The organism is Mycobacterium paraseoulense (assembly GCF_010731655.1).
Classification (GTDB): Bacteria; Actinomycetota; Actinomycetes; order Mycobacteriales; family Mycobacteriaceae; genus Mycobacterium; species Mycobacterium paraseoulense.
In genome coordinates this window covers 3,466,233-3,483,031 of the sequence record NZ_AP022619.1, presented here as the reverse complement: position 1 = coordinate 3,483,031, position 16,799 = coordinate 3,466,233, and the positions used below count along the sequence as shown (strand labels likewise).

The following is a 16,799-nucleotide window of genomic DNA, read 5'->3' as shown; positions in this document are numbered from 1 at the left end:
CATGGCAGAAACAGAAACGCGACGTACCTCCGTCCGGCTGGCAGCCGCGGTGCTGGCCGGCCTGCTGGTGGCGTTCGCCGTCGTGACCTACCTTTCCTACACAGCGGCATTCGCCTCGGTCGACAAGGTCACCGTTTCGGCTCCGCGTGCCGGGCTGGTGATGGAAAAGGGCGCCAAGGTCAAATACCGCGGCATCCAGATCGGCAAGGTCGAGGCCATCGACTACTCCGGTGACCAGGCTCAGCTGACGCTCCACATCAACAGCAACGACATGCATTTCATCCCGTCGAATGCGGCGGTGCACATCGCCGGGAACACGATTTTCGGCGCCAAGTCGGTCGAATTCCTTCCGCCGCAGAACCCTTCGCCGACCTCCCTGCGCCCGGACGCGCACGTCGCGGCCTCGGCGGTGCAGCTGGAAGTCAACACCTTGTTCCAGTCGCTGATGGACCTGCTGCACAAGATCGACCCGGTCGAGCTGAACGGGACTTTGAGCGCGCTGTCCGAAGGTCTGCGCGGTCACGGCGACGACTTCGGCAGCATCTTGTCGGGCCTGAACACCCTGACGCGCCAGACCAACCCGAAACTGCCCGCGCTGCAGGAGGACTTCCGCAAGGCGGCGGTGGTCACCAACGTCTACGCCGACGCCGCCCCGGACCTGAACACCGTCTTCGACAACCTGCCAACGATCAACAAGACGGTCGTCGACCAGCAGAACAACCTCAACGACACCCTGCTGGCCACCATCGGCCTGGCCAACAACGCCTACGAGACGTTGCAGCCGGCCGAACAGAACTTCATTGACGCCATCAACCGGCTGCGGGCCCCGCTGAAGGTGGCTGCCGACTATTCACCGGAATTGGGCTGCCTGTTCGCCGGGATCGAGCGCGGTATCAAGGAGTTCGCGCCGTTGCTTGGGGTCCGCAAGGCGGGCCTGTTCACGTCCTCGAGCTTCGTGCTGGGCGCGCCGTCGTATACGTATCCGGAGTCGCTGCCCGTCGTCAACGCCTCCGGAGGCCCGAACTGTCGGGGCCTGCCGGACATTCCGACCAAGCAGACCGGCGGATCGTTCTACCGTGCTCCCTTCCTGGTCACCGACAACGCCAACATCCCCTACGAGCCGTTCACGGAACTGCAGTTCGACGCGCCTTCGACGCTGCAGTTCTTGTTCCACGGCGCCTTCGCCGAACGGGACGACTTCTGATGGCCGCCGGGAGCATGCCGACGCACCGCTCGATGATGATCAAGGTCAGCATCTTCACGGTCGCCATGCTGATCGTGTCGGCGGGACTGGTCGTGGTCTTCGGCGACTTCCGCTTCGGCCCCGAAAGCACGTACCACGCAACGTTCACCGATGTGTCGAGGTTGAAGGCGGGGCAGAAGGTGCGCATCGCCGGCGTGCCCGTCGGTGCGGTGTCCGGCGTGAAGCTCAACCCGGACAACACCATCGACGTGACATTCGGAATCGACAAGCGCTATACGCTCTATTCGTCCACGCGCGCGGTGATCCGCTACGAAAACCTGGTCGGCGACCGGTACTTGGAGATCACCTCCGGACCGGGCGAGCTGCGAAAGCTGCCGCCGGGCGCGACGATCAACGCCCAACACACCCAGCCCGCGCTGGATCTCGACGCGCTGCTGGGCGGCCTGCGGCCGGTCCTCAAGGGGCTGGACGCGGACAAGGTGAACACGATCAGCAGTGCGGTCATCGAACTGCTGCAGGGGCAGGGCGGCGCGTTGTCCAACGTGCTGGCCGACACCAGCGCGTTCTCCTCGGCGCTGGGCCAGCGCGACCAACTCATCGGTGACGTGATCAACAACCTGAACACGGTGCTCAAGACCGTCGATGCGCGCAGCGCACAGTTTTCGGCCAGCGTCGACCAGTTGCAGCAATTGATCAGCGGCTTGGCCAAGAACAAGGACGACATCGCCGGCGCCATTCCGCCGCTTGCCTCGACGACGACGGATCTGACCGAGCTGTTGCAGAATTCGCGCCGACCGCTGCAGGGCATCCTCGAGAACACCCGGCCGCTGGCGACCGAATTGGACAACCGCAAGGCCGAAGTCAACAACGACGTCGAGCAGCTGGGCGAGGACTATCTGCGGCTGGCTGCCCTGGGCGCTTACGGATCGTTCTTCAACATCTACTTCTGCTCGGTGACGATCAAGATCAACGGCCCGGCCGGCAGCGACATCCTGCTGCCCCTTGGTGGCCAAGTGGATCCCAGCAAGGGGAGGTGCGCTTTTGCCAAGTAACGCAAAGCGTGAGCGCGATCCGCTGCGCACCGGCATCTTCGGGGTGGTGCTGGTGGTGTGCGTCGTGCTCATCGCATTCGGCTACGCGGGCCTGCCGTTCTGGCCGCAGGGAAAGATCTACGACGCCTACTTCGCTGACGCCGGCGGCATCAATCCCGGCAACGCGGTGTACGTCTCGGGCTTGAAGGTCGGGAAGGTGACGTCCGTCGGCCTGGCCGGCGACAGCGCCAAGATCAGTTTCAGCGTGGACCGCCACGTCGCCGTCGGTGACCAGTCGCTGGCCGCGATCCGCACCGACACCATCCTCGGTGAGCGGTCCATCGCGGTGAGCCCGGCCGGCAGCGGCAGATCAACCACGATCCCGCTGAGCCGGACGACCACGCCATACACGCTGGCCGGCGCGCTCGAGGACTTGGGGCAGAACGCCAACAACCTGAACAAGCCGCAGTTCGAGCAGGCGTTGAACGTACTGACCGACACGCTGCAAGGCGCAACTCCGGAACTGCGCGGTGCCCTCGACGGTGTGACGACGCTGTCGCGCACCCTGAACCGCCGTGACGAGGCGCTGCAAAGCCTTCTGGCGCATGCGAAGTCCGTGACCGGCGTGCTGTCCCAGCGCGCCGACCAAGTCAACAAACTTGTCGACGACGGCAACGCGCTGTTCGCCGCGCTCGATGAGCGGCGCGCCGCCCTGGGGCGGTTGATTTCGGGGATCCAGGGCCTCTCGGCGCAGATCTCCGGCTTCGTCGCCGACAACCGCAAGGAGTTCGGTCCCGCGCTGAGCAAGCTCAACGACGTGCTGAGCAATCTCAACGAGCGCCGCGACTACATCACCGAGGCCCTCAAACGGCTGCCCACCTATGCCACCGAGCTGGGCGAGGTCGTCGGGTCCGGACCGGGATTCAACGTCAACGTCTACGGTGTGATCCCCGCGCCGCTGATCGCGACGATGTTCGACTTCTTCTACCAGCCGGGCAAGATGCCGGCCAGCCTCGCCGATTATCTGCGCGGCTTAATCCAGGAGCGCTGGATCATCAGGCCGAAGTCGCCATGATGCAGCGGATCGCCGGCAGCCGGGGGCTGCGTTACACCACCGCCATCGCGCTCATCGCGGTGTTGGTGGGCGGCGTGTATGTGTTGTCGTCGACCGGCAATACGCGAAGCATCGTCGGCTACTTCACTTCCGCGGTCGGGCTCTACCCCGGTGACCAGGTCCGCGTTCTCGGCGTTCCGGTGGGTCGGGTCGACACGATCGAGCCGCGCCCGTCCGACGTCAAGATCACCATGTCGGTGTCCAAGGACGTGAAGGTCCCGAAGGACGCCCAGGCCATCATCATGTCGCCGAACCTGGTGTCCGCGCGGTTCATTCAGTTGACGCCTGCCTACACCGGCGGGGCGGTGCTGCCCGACGGTGGGAGCATCGGCCTGAGCCGGACCGGGGTGCCGGTGGAGTGGGACGAGGTCAAGGAGTCGCTGACGCAACTGGCCGTTCAGCTCGGCCCCACCACAGGGTCGATGCAGGGGCCGCTGGGCCGGGCGATCAACCAGGCCGCGGACACGCTGAACGGCAACGGCGAGTCTTTCCACAACGCCTTGCGTGAACTCTCCCAAGCCGCTGGACGGCTGGGGGATTCGCGCAGCGACATCTTCGGCACGGTCAAGAACCTTCAGGTCCTGGTCAACGCGCTGTCGGCCAGCAACGAACAGATCGTGCAGTTCGCCGGTAACGTCGCCTCGGTCTCGCAGGTGCTCGCCGACAGTTCGCGGCACCTCGACAGCACCCTGGGCACGCTGAACAAGGCGCTCTCCGACATCCGGGGATTCCTGCATGAGAACAACTCGACCATCATCGATACGGTCAACAACCTCAACGACTTCGCCAAGACCCTGAGCGACCAGAGCGACAACATCGAGCAGGTGCTGCATGTGGCGGGCCCCGGCATCGCCAACTTCTACAACATCTACGACCCGGCACAGGGCACGCTCAACGGCCTGCTGTCGATACCCGAATTCGCCAACCCCGTGCAGTTCATCTGCGGTGGGTCCTTCGAGACGGCCGGCGGCCCGCGCGCGCCCGACTACTACCGGCGCGCGGAACTGTGTCGTGAGCGGCTGGGTCCCGTGCTGCGCCGGCTCACCGTGAACTACCCGCCGATCATGTTCCACCCGCTCAACACGATCACTGCCTACAAAGGCCAGATCATCTACGACACCCCGGAAACCCAGGCGAAGTCGGCCACTCCGGTCCCCGAGCTGACCTGGATCCCGGCCAACGGTGCCAAGACGCCGCCCGCCGCCCAGAACCCGGCGGACCTGCAGGCCTTGCTGGTTCCGACGGCACCGCCGACCGGCCAGCCGCCGGCGCCGGCCTTGGGGAATGCCGGGCCCGCGCCGAGGCCCGCTCCGGGCAGCGCCTTCGGGCCCCTCCCGGGGCCGTCGCCGGGCCAGGCGACGCCGCCGGCCGGTCAGGGGGGCGGCTGATGAACCGAATGTGGTTGCGTGGCGGCGCTTTAGCGGCGGGTAGCGCGCTGCTGGCGGGCTGTCAATACGGCGGGTTGAACTCCCTGTCGATGCCGGGTACCGCCGGTCATGGCGGTGGCGGCTACTCGATCACCGTCGACCTGCCCGATGTGGCGACGCTGCCGCAGAACTCGCCGGTCATGGTCGACGACGTCACCGTCGGCAGCGTCTCGGGCGTTCAAGCCCAACAGCGGTCCGACGGATCGTTCTACGCGGCAGTGAAATTGTCGTTGGACAAGAATGTCGTGCTGCCGGCCAACTCCACGGCGACCGTTGCGCAGACGTCGCTGCTGGGTTCGATGCACATCGACCTGGCCCGCCCGAAGGACAAGCCGGGTGTCGGCCGGCTGACGGACGGGTCGAAGATCTCCGAGTCCCACACCGGCCGTTATCCCACCACCGAAGAGGTGCTGTCGGCCCTCGGCGTCGTGGTGAACAAGGGCAACGTCGGTGCGCTGGAAGAGATCACCGACGAGACGTATCAGGCCGTCGCCGGCCGGCAGGACCAGTTCGCCGACCTCATCCCCCACCTGGCGGAACTGACCGCGGGACTCAACCGGCAGGTCAACGACATCATCGATGCGGTCGACGGCTTGAACCGATTCTCCGCGAGCCTGGCGCGTGACAAGGACAACCTGGGCCGGGCGCTGGACACGCTGCCCGACGCGATTCGCGTGCTCAACAAGAACCGCGACCACATCGTCGAGGCGTTCAGCGCGCTTCACAAATTGGCGAACGTCACCTCGAACATCCTGGCCAAGACCAAGGTGGACTTCGCCGCCGACCTCAAGGACCTGTACGCGGCCGTCAAGGCGCTGAACGACAACCGGAGGAACTTCGTCACCTCGCTGCAGCTCTTGCTGACGTTCCCCTTCCCCAACTTCGGTATCAAGAACGCCGTGCGGGGCGACTACCTCAATGTGTTCACCACCTTCGACCTCACACTCCGCCGGATCGGTGAAACATTCTTCACGACGGCGTATTTCGACCCGAACATGGCCCACATGAACGAGATCCTCAATCCGCCCGACTTTTTGGTCGGCGAATTGGCCAACCTGTCCGGACAGGCCGCCGACCCGTTCAAAATTCCGCCCGGCACGGCTTCAGGACAGTAGGGGGCCGACGCACATGCACGACAAACTCACCAGGATCCAGCTCTGGATATTCGCGGTGATCACCGCCATCACGTTGACCGTGATGGCGATCTTCTACCTGCGACTGCCCGCCACGTTCGGCCTTGGAACCTACGCCGGGACAGCCGATTTCGTCGCCGGCGGCGGCCTGTACAAGAACGCCAACGTGACCTATCGCGGCGTCGCCGTCGGCCGCGTGGAGTCGGTCGGCCTCAACCCCAACGGCGTCACCGCCGCGATGCGACTCAACAGCGGAACTGCCATCCCGTCCAACGTCACCGCGACCGTCAAGAGCGTGTCGGCCGTCGGCGAGCAATACATCGACCTGGTGCCCCCGAGCACACCGGCATCCACCAAACTGCACAACGGGTTTCGGATCGAGCGACAGAACACCCGGATCGGCCAGGACGTCGCCGATCTGTTGAAGCGGGCCGAGGCGCTGACCAACAGCCTGGGCGACACCCGGCTGCGCGAGCTGTTGCACGAGACCTTCATCGCGACCAACGGATCGGGCCCCGAGCTGGCGCGCTTGTTCGAGTCGGCCCGGCTGTTGGTCGACGAGGCCAACGCGAACTACCCGCAAGCCTCGCAGTTGATCGACCAGGCCGGTCCGTTCCTGGAAGCACAGATTCGCGCCGGCGCCGACATCAAGTCGCTGGCCGACGGGCTGGCGCGGTTCACCTCCGAGGTGCGGCAGGCCGACCCGCAGCTGCGTTCGACGCTGGCCACCGCCCCCGGTGCGACCGACGAGGCAAGCACCGCGTTCTCCGGTATTCGCCCCTCCTTCCCGGCGCTGGCGGCCAGCCTGGCCAACCTGGGCCGGGTGGGCGTGATCTACCACAAGTCGATCGAGCAGCTGTTGGTCGTGCTGCCGGCGCTGTTCGCCGCGATCACCACGGCCGCCGGCGGTGCCCCGCAGGACGAGGGCGCCAAGCTCGACTTCAAGCTCGACCTCAACGACCCCCCGCCGTGCGCCGTCGGCTTCCTCCCGCCGCCGTTGATGCGCACACCCGCCGATGAGACGGTGCGGGAGCTGCCGCGGGACATGTATTGCAAGGTCGCCCAGAACGATCCGAGTACCGTGCGCGGCGCGCGCAACTACCCCTGTCAGGAGTTTCCCGGCAAACGGGCGCCGACGATCCAGCTCTGCCGTGACCCGAAGGGTTATGTGCCCGTTGGTCGCAACCCGTGGCGCGGTCCGCCGGTGCCCTACGACACTCCGGTAACCAACGGGCTGAACGTGTTGCCGCCCAATAAGTTCCCGTACATCCCGCCGGGTGCCGAACCCGATCCGGGCACCCCGATCGTCGGGCCGCCCCCGCCCGGGGTGGTCCCCGGGCCGGGACCGCTGCCCAACAAGCAACCGGCGTTCGACCCGCCGCCGCCCAACGACAACGGGCCACCACCGCCGTTCACGTCGTGGCAGCCGCCCGGGGTTCCGCCCGTGCCACCGCAGCTGCCGTACCCCAAATGGCTGCCGCCGCCGGCGCCGCCGGAAGGGATCAATCCCCCGCCGCCGGGCCCCGGACCGGAGAAGCCGTGGGGGCCGCCGCCCGGCGGACAGCCACAGGCCAGCGGACCGGCGTATGCCACCTATGACGAGAAGACCGGCGCGTTCAAGGACCCGGCGGGCGGCACTGGTATTTTCGCGGCCGGTGCTAGCGGCGCGTCGAGCGCCGAGAATTGGGTGGACCTGATGCTTGATCCGAGGCCGATGTAGTGGCAGACGAGCCGACCAACAAACCGCGCGTTCGTCGTCGGGCCTCCCGCGCGGCCGGCCCCGCGAAGGGCGAGGCGAATCCGGCCGCCACGGTGCAAGTCGACGCCGCGCCGACGCAGCCGGCCAAGCCCGTCAGGGCCCTCAATTCCGTCAAGCCCCCACCGCGGCGGCGGCCGCACCGCGCCTTGGTGGCCTGGATCTCGTTGGCGGCCGGGCTGTTGGCCATCGGCGCGCTGGCCGGTTGCCTGGCCCTGCTTGTCGTGCAGCATCGGCACGCCAACGCCCAGCAAGCGCGCGACCAGCGCTTCGTCGACACCGCCACGCAGACGGTGGTCAACATGTTCAGCTACAAGCAGGACAACATCGACGAGAGCGTGAACCGGTTCTACAACGGCACCAGCGGACCGCTGCGCGGAATGCTGGGCGCCAACAACAACATCGAGAACCTCAAGGGCATCTTCCGCTCCACCAACGCGACGTCGGAGGCCGTCATCAACGGCGCCGCCCTGGAGGGCATCGACAACGTGACCGACAACGCGTCCGTGCTTGTTTCCGTGCGGGTCACCGTCGCCGACATCGACGGCGTGAACAAGCCCTCCATGCCCTATCGCCTGCGGGTGATCGTCCATGAGGACGAGCAGGGCCGGATGACGGGCTACGACCTGAAGTATCCCAACGGGGGTAATTGATGCGGTGGCGGCGCAGGCTGCTCGTCGTCGCGGGCTACCTCCTGGTTCTGGTGTTCGTCGGATTGTCGGCGGCCGCCGGCTGGTTCTACTGGGGTCGGGTACAGACCCGGGGCGAGGAGGCGGCGCGTGCGGTGCTACCGGGCCTGGCCACCAAGGAGATTCCCGAAGTCTTCGCCTACGACTACCAGACGGTGGAGCGCAGCCTCAGTGACGCGTATCCCCTGTTGACACCCGACTACCGTCAGGAGTTCCGCAAAAGCGCCAACGCGCAGATCATCCCGGAAGCCAAGAAGCGCGAGGTGGTCGTCCAGGCCAACGTGGTGGGCGTGGGGGTGATGTCAGCCAAGCGTGATTCGGCATCGCTGATGGTCTATATGAACCGCACGGTGACCGACAAATCGCGCCAGCCCCTCTACGACGGCAGCCGGCTACGGGTGGACTTCAAAAAGATCGGCAAGCAATGGCTGATCGCCTACATCACGCCGATCTAGTCGTACGCGCTAGTAACACATCGCAATGCCGTTGCAGTACAACGGGTAACGTTCGACCGGGCTGGGCGGGGGCCCGGACAATTGGAGCGAGAACGGTTGCTTCTTCATCTCCGGCTGCATCCCACAGACGGCACCGTGCAGGGTGGTGTGAGTGCCGCTCATGTTCTCGTCACTGAACGCATAGGTGTCGGTGGACGGTGCGGTGCCGCCCCCGGGGCACGAAACACCGTCGGGTTTCTCGACTTTGAACGTCCACATCATGCTGGTCATCCGGGCCCTACCGCTGAAGTTCTGCAACTTGTCCGCGGGGGTGATCCGTTCGGGCGTCGAACTCACGATGTTCAGGGCGCAGTTCATCGCGAAGACGATCGGGTCGGAATAGTCATTCATGTTCCGGGTTCCGGACGGCTGGTCGCACAGCGCCGAGATCGTCCAGGTCACCCCGGAGACGCCCGCCTCGTTGAAGTTGTAGTTGCCGTCGGGCGGCGGTCCGACCGCATGCGCCGGGTCACCCGATTCCAGTGCGATTCCGATGGCGACGGCCGAGAATATGCCGGCGCCAGCCGCCAGCCCGCGACGGAGCTTCACGGTTCCCTCCCTTCCGGGCCTTCCCCTTCGCCGATGCATCGAGTATCACAGCGTTTACGCGGCAACACCATGGGTTCGCGGGACCTACGTGCCATCCCGCGGACGCGGCTCCGCCAGCGCGTCGAGGAATGACCGCGCCCAGCGGTCGACGTCGTGGGCGAGGACCTGGCGCCGCATCGCCCGCATCCGGCGCCGGCCCTCCTCGACGGGCTGGTTGAGCGCTGCTTCGATCGCGTCCTTGACGCCGTCGAGGTCGTGCGGGTTCACCAGATACGCCTGCCGGAGTTCGGCTGCGGCGCCGGTGAATTCGGACAGCACAAGCGCACCGCCGAGGTCGCTGCGGCATGCGACGTACTCCTTGGCCACCAGGTTCATGCCGTCGCGCAGCGGGGTGACCAGCATGACGTCGGCGGCCACGAAGTAGGCGATCAATTCGTTGCGGGGGACCGGGCGGTGCAAGTAGTGCACCACCGGATGGCCGACCTCCGCGTATTCGCCGTTGATGTGGCCCACCTCGCGCTCGATCTCGTTGCGCAGGATCTGGTAGCTCTCCACACGTTCGCGGCTCGGCGTCGCGAGTTGGACCAGCACGGTGTCGTCGCGTTTCGAGCGGCCCTCCGCGAGCAGCTCCGAGAAGGCCTTCAGCCGCACGTCGATGCCCTTGGTGTAGTCGAGCCGGTCGACGCCGAGCAGCACCTTGCGCGGGTTGCCCAGCTCGGCGCGGATCTCCCGCGCCCGCCGCCTGACGTCGCGGTCGCGCGCCGCCTGGTCGAGCGAGCCGGAGTCGATGGAGATGGGGAAGGCGCCCACCCGGACCACGCGCGAGCCGAGGTCGACCTCGCCGTATCGCGAGCGCACCCCGACAGATCCGCGCGATGTGTTGGCGCCGATCAACCGACGGGACAGGAACAGGAAATTCTGGGCGCCCCCGGTCAGGTGGAAGCCCACCAGGTCGGCGCCGAGCAGGCCTTCGACGATCTCGGTGCGCCAGGGAAGCTGCATGAACAGCTCCACCGGCGGGAACGGGATGTGCAGGAAGAAGCCGATGGTCAGGTCGGGCCGCACTTCACGCAACATCTTGGGGACCAGCTGCAGCTGGTAATCCTGCACCCACACGGTCGCGCCCTCGGCGGCGGCGCGGGAGGTGGCTTCGGCGAAGCGCCGGTTGACCTCGACGTAGCGTTCCCACCATTGGCGGTGGTAGATCGGTTTGACGATGACGTCGTGGTACAGCGGCCACAACGTGGCGTTGGAAAACCCCTCGTAGTACTGGGCGATGTCGTCGGCGCTGAGCCGCACGGGGCGCAGCTCGAGGTCTTCCTGGAGGATGGGCTCGTCGTCGAACTCGGTCTCCTCCTCGGCGATGCCCGCCCATCCGACCCACGCGCCGCGGCGCCGGCGCAGCAGCGGCTCCAGCGCCGTCACCAGGCCGCCGGGGCTGCGCTTCCACGCCGTGGTGCCGTCGGGCAGCCGCTCCTGGTCTACCGGAAGCCGGTTGGCGACCACCACGAAGTCGGACTTGCCGAAGGTTGGCGCATTCGAGTCGTGCCCGTCCCCGCGAGCCATTTACGCGTCGAGTTTTGCGGGCCCAATGCCGAGCATCGACAGAAAGACGCGGCACTCGTCGGCGTCGTTCGCGTACGCCGCGACAACCCGCCTGGCCTGGCTCGCGGTGCTGTCGGCGACCGGTTCGACGTCGCCGATCTCGCCAGGGTCAGATTTCGTAGCCATGACTTAACTGTAGGTGATGCGGGATGGGCGAGTGGGTGAGGACTTGATGTTCGGGTTCCTCGACGTGGTCGCAGAGCGGGAAGTTGATCCTGGGCTCAATGGCGGCCACCACGGTCGGCGTCGCACCCGGCCCGGTCCGCCTGGCGTCCACCCGAGACCATCGCCTGCTGGCCCTCGGCGCGCGACCGGGTCACCCACCCAGCGGTGACTCGCTTACACACTGGCCGTAATGTGTAACGACATCGGACCTGACAACGAGTGAGGTGGGCCGAATGACTGTCTCCGAGCAAGCCGGTGCTCAGACGGGCGACGCCAACGCCCAAGAGTTGGTGAGCTACGAAACCCTGGACGACGGCCACATCGCGCGGATCTGGCTCAACCGGCCCGACGCCCACAACGCGCAAAGCCGTGGCCTGCTGGTTCAGCTCGACGAGGCGTTTCTGCGGGCCGAGGCCGACGACACCGTGCGTGTGGTGATCCTCGCGGCGCGCGGCCGCAACTTCTCCGCGGGCCACGACCTGGGCTCGGAGCTGGCGATCGCCGAGCGCAGCCAGCTTCCCAGCTTCCGCATCAATGGCGGTACCCGCGATCCGATCGCGGAGAAGATCTACCTGCAGGAGTGGCACTACTTCTTCCAAAACACCTGCCGTTGGCGGGATTTGCGCAAGATCACCATCGCCCAGGTGCAGGGCAATGCGATCTCCGCGGGCCTGATGCTGATCTGGGCGTGTGATCTGATCGTCGCCGCCGACAATGCCAAATTCAGCGATGTGGTCGCGGTGCGCCTGGGGATGCCTGGCGTCGAATATTACGCGCACCCTTGGGAATTCGGTCCGCGGAAAGCCAAAGAGCTGCTGCTGACCGGAGATGCGCTCGACGCCGATGAGGCCTACCGGCTCGGCATGGTGTCCAAGGTGTTCCCCGTCGACGAGCTGGCGGAAAAGACGCTGGAATTCGCGCGGCGCATCGCCGACCGGCCCACGATGGCGGCGCTGCTCGTCAAGGACTCGGTCAACGCCGCCTCCGACGCCATGGGATTCACCGAGGCGCTGCGGCACGCGTTCCACATCCACGAGCTGGGGCACGCGCACTGGGCGGCCCACAACGAGAACAGGTACGCCGTGGGCCTGCCACCCGACGTCGAGGACTGGCGCAATGCCAAGCCCACGCAGGTGGCCCGCCGCGATACGCCGTAGCGCTCGCTCGGTCACGTCGGCGGGAGTCACCAGCACCCGTTGCCGCGGGCAGATTGCTGCATGGTTCGATATCGAGAACCTGTTTCAGTTTGAGAGGGCGTCGCGTGCAGCTTTCTTTCGAAGACCGGACGTATCTGGTCACCGGCGGTGGCAGCGGAATCGGCAAGGGCGTGGCCGCCGGGCTCGTCGCCTCCGGCGCCTCGGTCATGATCGTCGGCCGCAACGCCGACCGGCTGGCGGGGGCCGTCAGCGAGATCGAGGCGCTCGACGGTGGCGGCGCCATTCGCTACGAGCCGACCGATGTCACCAACGAGGAGGAGGCCGCCCGCGCGGTCGACGCCGCGACGGCCTGGCACGGTCAACTCCACGGGGCGGTGCACTGCGCGGGTGGCTCCGAGACCATCGGGCCGATCACCCAGATGGACTCGGAAGGCTGGCGGCGCACCGTCGACCTGAACGTCAACGGCACCATGTACGTGCTCAAGCACGTCGCGCGCGAGCTGGTCCGGGGCGGCGGCGGTTCGTTCGTGGGTATCTCGTCGATCGCGGCCAGCAACACCCACCGGTGGTTCGGCGCCTATGGCGTCAGCAAGTCGGCCGTCGACCACATGATGCAGTTGGCCGCCGACGAACTCGGCCCGTCCTGGGTGCGGGTCAACAGCATCCGGCCGGGCCTGATCCGGACCGATCTGGTCGCACCGGTGTTTGCCGTGCCCGAGGTCGCCGACGACTACCGCCAGTGCACCCCGCTGCCCCGCCCCGGCGAGGTCGAGGACGTCGCCAATCTGGCGATGTTTCTGCTCAGCGACGCCGCCTGCTACATCACCGGGCAGGTCATCAACGTCGACGGTGGGCTCATGCTCAGGCGCGGCCCGGACTACTCCGCGATGCTGGAACCCGCGTTCGGCGCCGACGGGCTACGCGGAGTCGTCTGACGCCAGCCCGGCGTCGCGATCGGTCAGCGCGGACAGCGCCGACCAGTCCAGATGCCCACCGCCGGCGGCCACCAGGGTGAGGAAGCGGTCGCGCAGCAGGCTCGCCACCGGCAGGGGCACCTCCAACTGCTCGGCGGCGGCAAGCGCCAGGCGAACGTCTTTCATGCCCAGCCGGGCGGCGAACCCGGCCGGCTCGAATTCCCGGCGCGCGATCAACCCGCCGTAGGTCTGGTATACCGGCGCCGCGAACAACGTCGACGTGAGGATGTCGACATACTGCTGCCGGTCGACCCCGGCCTTGGCGACCAGCGCGACGGCCTCACCGACGCTCTCGATCACGGAGGCGATCAGGAAGTTGCCGCTCAGCTTCACCAGGTTGGCGGTGTGCGGCTGCTCGGAGACCACGAAGGTCCGTTGCCCGATCACGTCGAACAGCGGCGCCAGCGGCTGCAGGACCTGGGCCTCGCCCGCCGCGATGACGAAAAGCTTTGCGGCCGCCGCGGCTTCGGGCCTGCCGAACACCGGCGCCGCCGCGTAGCGCTGACCGGCTTCGGCGTGCGCGGCCGCCAGGCGTTCGGACAGGGCGACGCTGATGGTGCTCGACGAGACATGCGTGGCGCCCGGTGCCAGCGCCGCCACGATCCCGTGCTCGCCGAACGTGACGGCCTCGACCGCTTGGTCGTCGGCCAGCATGGTGAACACCACGTCACCCGTGCAGGCCCCGGCGACGTTCGACGCGGCGGTGGCGCCCAGCTCGACGAGGCCCTCGGCCTTCTCGGGGGAGCGGTTGTAGACGGTCACGCGGTGGCCCGCCTTCACGAGGTTGGCGGCCATGCCCTGGCCCATGTTGCCCAAGCCGATAAATCCGATGTCCATGCATCCACTCTGCCTTGTCAGGGCGCCGTCCTTTGCGATGATGAGCGCCTAGTGACGCGACGAGCAGGGAGCAGCGATGAAGCGACTCGAGGGCAAGCGGATCCTGGTGACCGGCGCCGCGTCGGGCATCGGGCAGGCGACCGCGCTGCGACTCCTCGACGAGGGGGCCACCGTGGTGGCCTCCGACGTCGCGGCCGGCGGCCTGGACGCCACACGGGCCCGCGCGGATGAGGCCGGGACCGCCGGCCGTATCACCACCATGCCGATGGACGTGGGCAACGAGGCTTCGGTGATCGACGGCGTGTGCCGGGCCGTCGAAACGCTCGGCGGCCTGGACTCGTTGGTCAACGCCGCCGGCATCCTGCGCGCCGCGCACACCCATCAGACCACCCTGGAGTTGTGGAACCAGATCGTCGGCGTCAACCTGACCGGCACGTTTCTCGTTGTGCGGGAAGCCCTTCCGGCGCTGTTGGCCAATTCCCGCAGCGCGATCGTCAACTTCAGCTCCACGTCCGCCTCATTCGCGCACCCCTACATGGCGGCCTACGCCGCGAGCAAGGGCGGCATCCAGGCCTTCACCCATTCGCTGGCGCTCGAATACGCGCGCGACGGCCTGCGCGCGGTGTGCGTGGCCCCGGGCAGCATCAAGTCCGGGATCACCGACGCGACCGGCGGGTACATCCCGAAGGACGCTGACTGGGCACTGTTTTCGAGGTTGATGCCGATTCTGCCGACCACGGTCGAGTCCAGCGGGACCGGGATGGCCGACCCGTCCGTGGTGGCCGGGGTGATCGCCATGCTGGTCTCCGAGGACGGCGCGTTCATCACCGGAACCGAAATCCGCATCGACGGCGGAACGCACGCCTGATTCGATGGCGGCGACCCGCCGCGCCCGGCTTCGCCGCGCTTGTGATCGCCGCCGGCTAGTTAACGCAGGGGACCCCGCCGCCGTCGATCGGCTTCCCCTGGTCGGGCGTCGGATAGGTCGTGGTGGTGCCGTTGTAGTAGTACGTCTTGGCCTTGCTGGACGTTGTGGTGGTCGCCGCTTCGTCCGTCGTGCCGTCGTCAACCATCGACACCGAGAAATTGGTGTCCACGGTCACCCTGATGTGACCGGGCTGCACGCTGGGATCGGGCTGACTGGGCGCATCGAGGCCGAGCAGTTTGGCCACGTTCGCCGCGTCCGTCTCCGCGCCGGCACCGTATGCGACCGTGCTCGCCGTCGGTTCACCCGATTTGCGGTCCCGGGTCTGGCCCGTCGTGTAGCCGTGGTTCTGCAGGGCGCGGGACACCTCGGTCGCGAGTCCACTCATGCTGCCGGCGTTGACCACGTCCACCACGGTCGACGGACTCGGTTTGGCAGCGGTGGTGGCGGGCGTCGTGGTCGTCGGCGAGGCGCCGATCGCGGCGGCCACCTCCGCCTTGATCGCCGCCGGGTCGATGATGTTGACGTCCTGGCCGTCGATGTTGTCGTAGCGCACCACCGGCAGCGTCCGGAACTCGACATGGCCGCCGGAGGCCAGCGAACCGAGTCGCTGGATCATCTCCTCGTCCCAACCGGACGACAGCACCACGTCCTTACGCGCCACCGCCATCAGGCTCTTGAGCTTGTCCAGGTTGGTGAAGGTGCCCGCGGCCTGCAACTCCTGCATGACCGACGAAATGAACGCCTGCTGGCGGTGGGTGCGGTCGAGGTCCCCGTTTTCCAGGCCATGGCGCTGCCGGACGAAAGACAGCGCCTGGGAGGCGTCCAAGGTCTGCCGCCCGGCCGGGAAGTCGGCACCGGAATAGGAGTCGTAGACGGGATGGTTGAGGCAGACCTCCACCCCACCGAGGGTCTGGGCCAGGTCGTAGAACCCGGCCAGATTGACCTCCGCGAAATAGTCGATCGGAACGCCGGTCAGACTGCGCACCGCGCGCAGCGTCGCCGCGCGGCCGGCCTCGCGGCCCTTGGTCTCGAGTTCCTTCTGACTGCTGGTGCCCTGATTGGCGAGTTTGTTGGCGACATACTGCTTGGTCAGGCCGTACGCTTCCTTGATCTTGATGTGGTTGTAGCCCGGCACCCCGTTGAAGGCCACCCAATCGTCGCGCGGGATCGAGAAGGCGACGACTTTGTCGTCCGCCCCGACGTGCACCAGGATCAGGGTGTTGGTGTTGTAGCCGCCGTCGTCGGAATCGCCCGCGTGCAGGTGCTTGAGAATGGACGAGGGCAGGTCGTTGCCATCCTGGTCTTTGCGGGAGTCCAGCCCGATCAGCAGGATGTTCATGTTGTCGCCGCTGGATCGCGGGTCGTCTGGCTGCAGGGCGTTCGAGACGGTGATGCCGCCCAGCGCGCCGTGGGCCACGTAATACCCCGCTCCGGTCAGGCCGACTGCCGCCACGGAGACCAGCGCGCCGAGGGTGCGCGTCAACCCTTTGCGGAATCGTGAGGGTTGACGAACGGCTCGATGGCGGTGATGCGCACCGCCCGAGCGGGCCATCACAACGCTCGGCCCGTACCCAGCGCATCACCAGGCACCGCGGCAGCGGTTTGCGGCGATGTCGCTTCGAGCATGGTGTCAAGTATGCGTTAGCTTGCTGCGAAGCCCCCAATCGAAGCGATTTTCGCGGCTTCTACCTGCGCGTTTGGCGGGGAACGCTGGACGCCGTCCATCTGGCCCGGGA

The 16,799-nt window shown here is 66.9% G+C and carries 16 protein-coding genes; 11 read left to right on the top strand and 5 right to left on the bottom strand.

Annotation, left to right across the window (positions count from 1 at the left end; genetic code table 11):
• Position 1 precedes the first annotated feature (1 nt).
• The 8 genes from G6N51_RS16155 to G6N51_RS16120 are packed head-to-tail and all read left to right on the top strand — an operon-like array spanning position 2 to position 8,809.
• The gene (locus G6N51_RS16155) at positions 2 to 1,204 is read left to right on the top strand and encodes an MCE family protein (protein ID WP_083167810.1); all 1,203 of its coding nucleotides are present in this window, start codon (positions 2 to 4) and stop codon (positions 1,202 to 1,204) included.
• Positions 1,204 to 2,256: a virulence factor Mce family protein gene (locus G6N51_RS16150; RefSeq protein WP_083167815.1), complete on the top strand. Its 1,053-nt coding sequence runs from the start codon at positions 1,204 to 1,206 to the stop codon at positions 2,254 to 2,256. The genes G6N51_RS16155 and G6N51_RS16150 overlap by 1 nt, the downstream gene beginning before the upstream one ends.
• Positions 2,246 to 3,310 carry a virulence factor Mce family protein gene (locus G6N51_RS16145; RefSeq protein WP_083167819.1) on the top strand — a complete coding sequence of 355 codons (1,065 nt, stop codon included), beginning with the start codon at positions 2,246 to 2,248 and terminating at the stop codon, positions 3,308 to 3,310. Before G6N51_RS16150 ends, G6N51_RS16145 begins: the two co-directional genes overlap by 11 nt.
• The gene (locus G6N51_RS16140; RefSeq protein ID WP_083167824.1) at positions 3,307 to 4,737 is read left to right on the top strand and encodes a virulence factor Mce family protein; all 1,431 of its coding nucleotides are present in this window, start codon (positions 3,307 to 3,309) and stop codon (positions 4,735 to 4,737) included. The genes G6N51_RS16145 and G6N51_RS16140 overlap by 4 nt, the downstream gene beginning before the upstream one ends.
• Positions 4,737 to 5,891, top strand: coding sequence for an MCE family protein (locus tag G6N51_RS16135; RefSeq protein WP_083167829.1), 1,155 nt, complete (start codon positions 4,737 to 4,739; stop codon positions 5,889 to 5,891). Before G6N51_RS16140 ends, G6N51_RS16135 begins: the two co-directional genes overlap by 1 nt.
• 13 nt (positions 5,892 to 5,904) lie before the next feature.
• The gene (locus G6N51_RS16130; protein WP_083167833.1) at positions 5,905 to 7,629 is read left to right on the top strand and encodes a virulence factor Mce family protein; all 1,725 of its coding nucleotides are present in this window, start codon (positions 5,905 to 5,907) and stop codon (positions 7,627 to 7,629) included.
• A complete protein-coding gene (locus G6N51_RS16125; RefSeq protein WP_083167837.1) occupies positions 7,629 to 8,318 on the top strand; it encodes a mammalian cell entry protein in 690 nt (229 codons plus the stop codon). Before G6N51_RS16130 ends, G6N51_RS16125 begins: the two co-directional genes overlap by 1 nt.
• On the top strand, positions 8,318 to 8,809 hold the full coding sequence (locus G6N51_RS16120) for a mammalian cell entry protein (protein WP_083167841.1): 492 nt from the start codon (positions 8,318 to 8,320) through the stop codon (positions 8,807 to 8,809). The genes G6N51_RS16125 and G6N51_RS16120 overlap by 1 nt, the downstream gene beginning before the upstream one ends.
• Before the next feature lie 9 nt (positions 8,810 to 8,818).
• On the opposite strand, the gene G6N51_RS16115 is transcribed toward G6N51_RS16120, so the two are convergent.
• The 3 genes from G6N51_RS16115 to G6N51_RS16105 form a co-directional block, all read right to left on the bottom strand.
• A complete protein-coding gene (locus G6N51_RS16115; protein WP_083167844.1) occupies positions 8,819 to 9,397 on the bottom strand; it encodes a hypothetical protein in 579 nt (192 codons plus the stop codon).
• An 84-nt stretch (positions 9,398 to 9,481) separates the two neighbouring features.
• On the bottom strand, positions 9,482 to 10,963 hold the full coding sequence (locus G6N51_RS16110; protein WP_083167848.1) for an alpha,alpha-trehalose-phosphate synthase (UDP-forming): 1,482 nt from the start codon (positions 10,961 to 10,963) through the stop codon (positions 9,482 to 9,484).
• Positions 10,964 to 11,128 (bottom strand): hypothetical protein, encoded by a 165-nt coding sequence (locus tag G6N51_RS16105; protein WP_102419489.1) that lies wholly within the window; start codon positions 11,126 to 11,128, stop codon positions 10,964 to 10,966.
• Between the two features lie 272 nt (positions 11,129 to 11,400).
• Here G6N51_RS16105 and G6N51_RS16100 point away from each other — a divergent pair, with 272 nt between their 5' ends.
• Together G6N51_RS16100 and G6N51_RS16095 are read left to right on the top strand one after the other, a co-directional pair.
• The gene (locus G6N51_RS16100) at positions 11,401 to 12,324 is read left to right on the top strand and encodes an enoyl-CoA hydratase (protein ID WP_083167853.1); all 924 of its coding nucleotides are present in this window, start codon (positions 11,401 to 11,403) and stop codon (positions 12,322 to 12,324) included.
• A gap of 104 nt (positions 12,325 to 12,428) precedes the next feature.
• Entirely contained in the window at positions 12,429 to 13,259 is an 831-nt protein-coding gene (locus tag G6N51_RS16095; protein WP_083167857.1) for an SDR family oxidoreductase, read from the top strand.
• Here the strand turns inward: G6N51_RS16095 and G6N51_RS16090 are convergent.
• Entirely contained in the window at positions 13,242 to 14,135 is an 894-nt protein-coding gene (locus G6N51_RS16090) for an NAD(P)-dependent oxidoreductase (RefSeq protein WP_083167860.1), read from the bottom strand. The genes G6N51_RS16095 and G6N51_RS16090 overlap by 18 nt on opposite strands.
• A gap of 76 nt (positions 14,136 to 14,211) precedes the next feature.
• Here G6N51_RS16090 and G6N51_RS16085 point away from each other — a divergent pair, with 76 nt between their 5' ends.
• Entirely contained in the window at positions 14,212 to 15,003 is a 792-nt protein-coding gene (locus G6N51_RS16085) for an SDR family NAD(P)-dependent oxidoreductase (RefSeq protein ID WP_083167864.1), read from the top strand.
• A gap of 55 nt (positions 15,004 to 15,058) precedes the next feature.
• Here the strand turns inward: G6N51_RS16085 and G6N51_RS16080 are convergent, their stop codons facing one another.
• Entirely contained in the window at positions 15,059 to 16,615 is a 1,557-nt protein-coding gene (locus G6N51_RS16080) for an LCP family protein (protein ID WP_142274820.1), read from the bottom strand.
• Positions 16,616 to 16,799 lie beyond the last annotated feature (184 nt).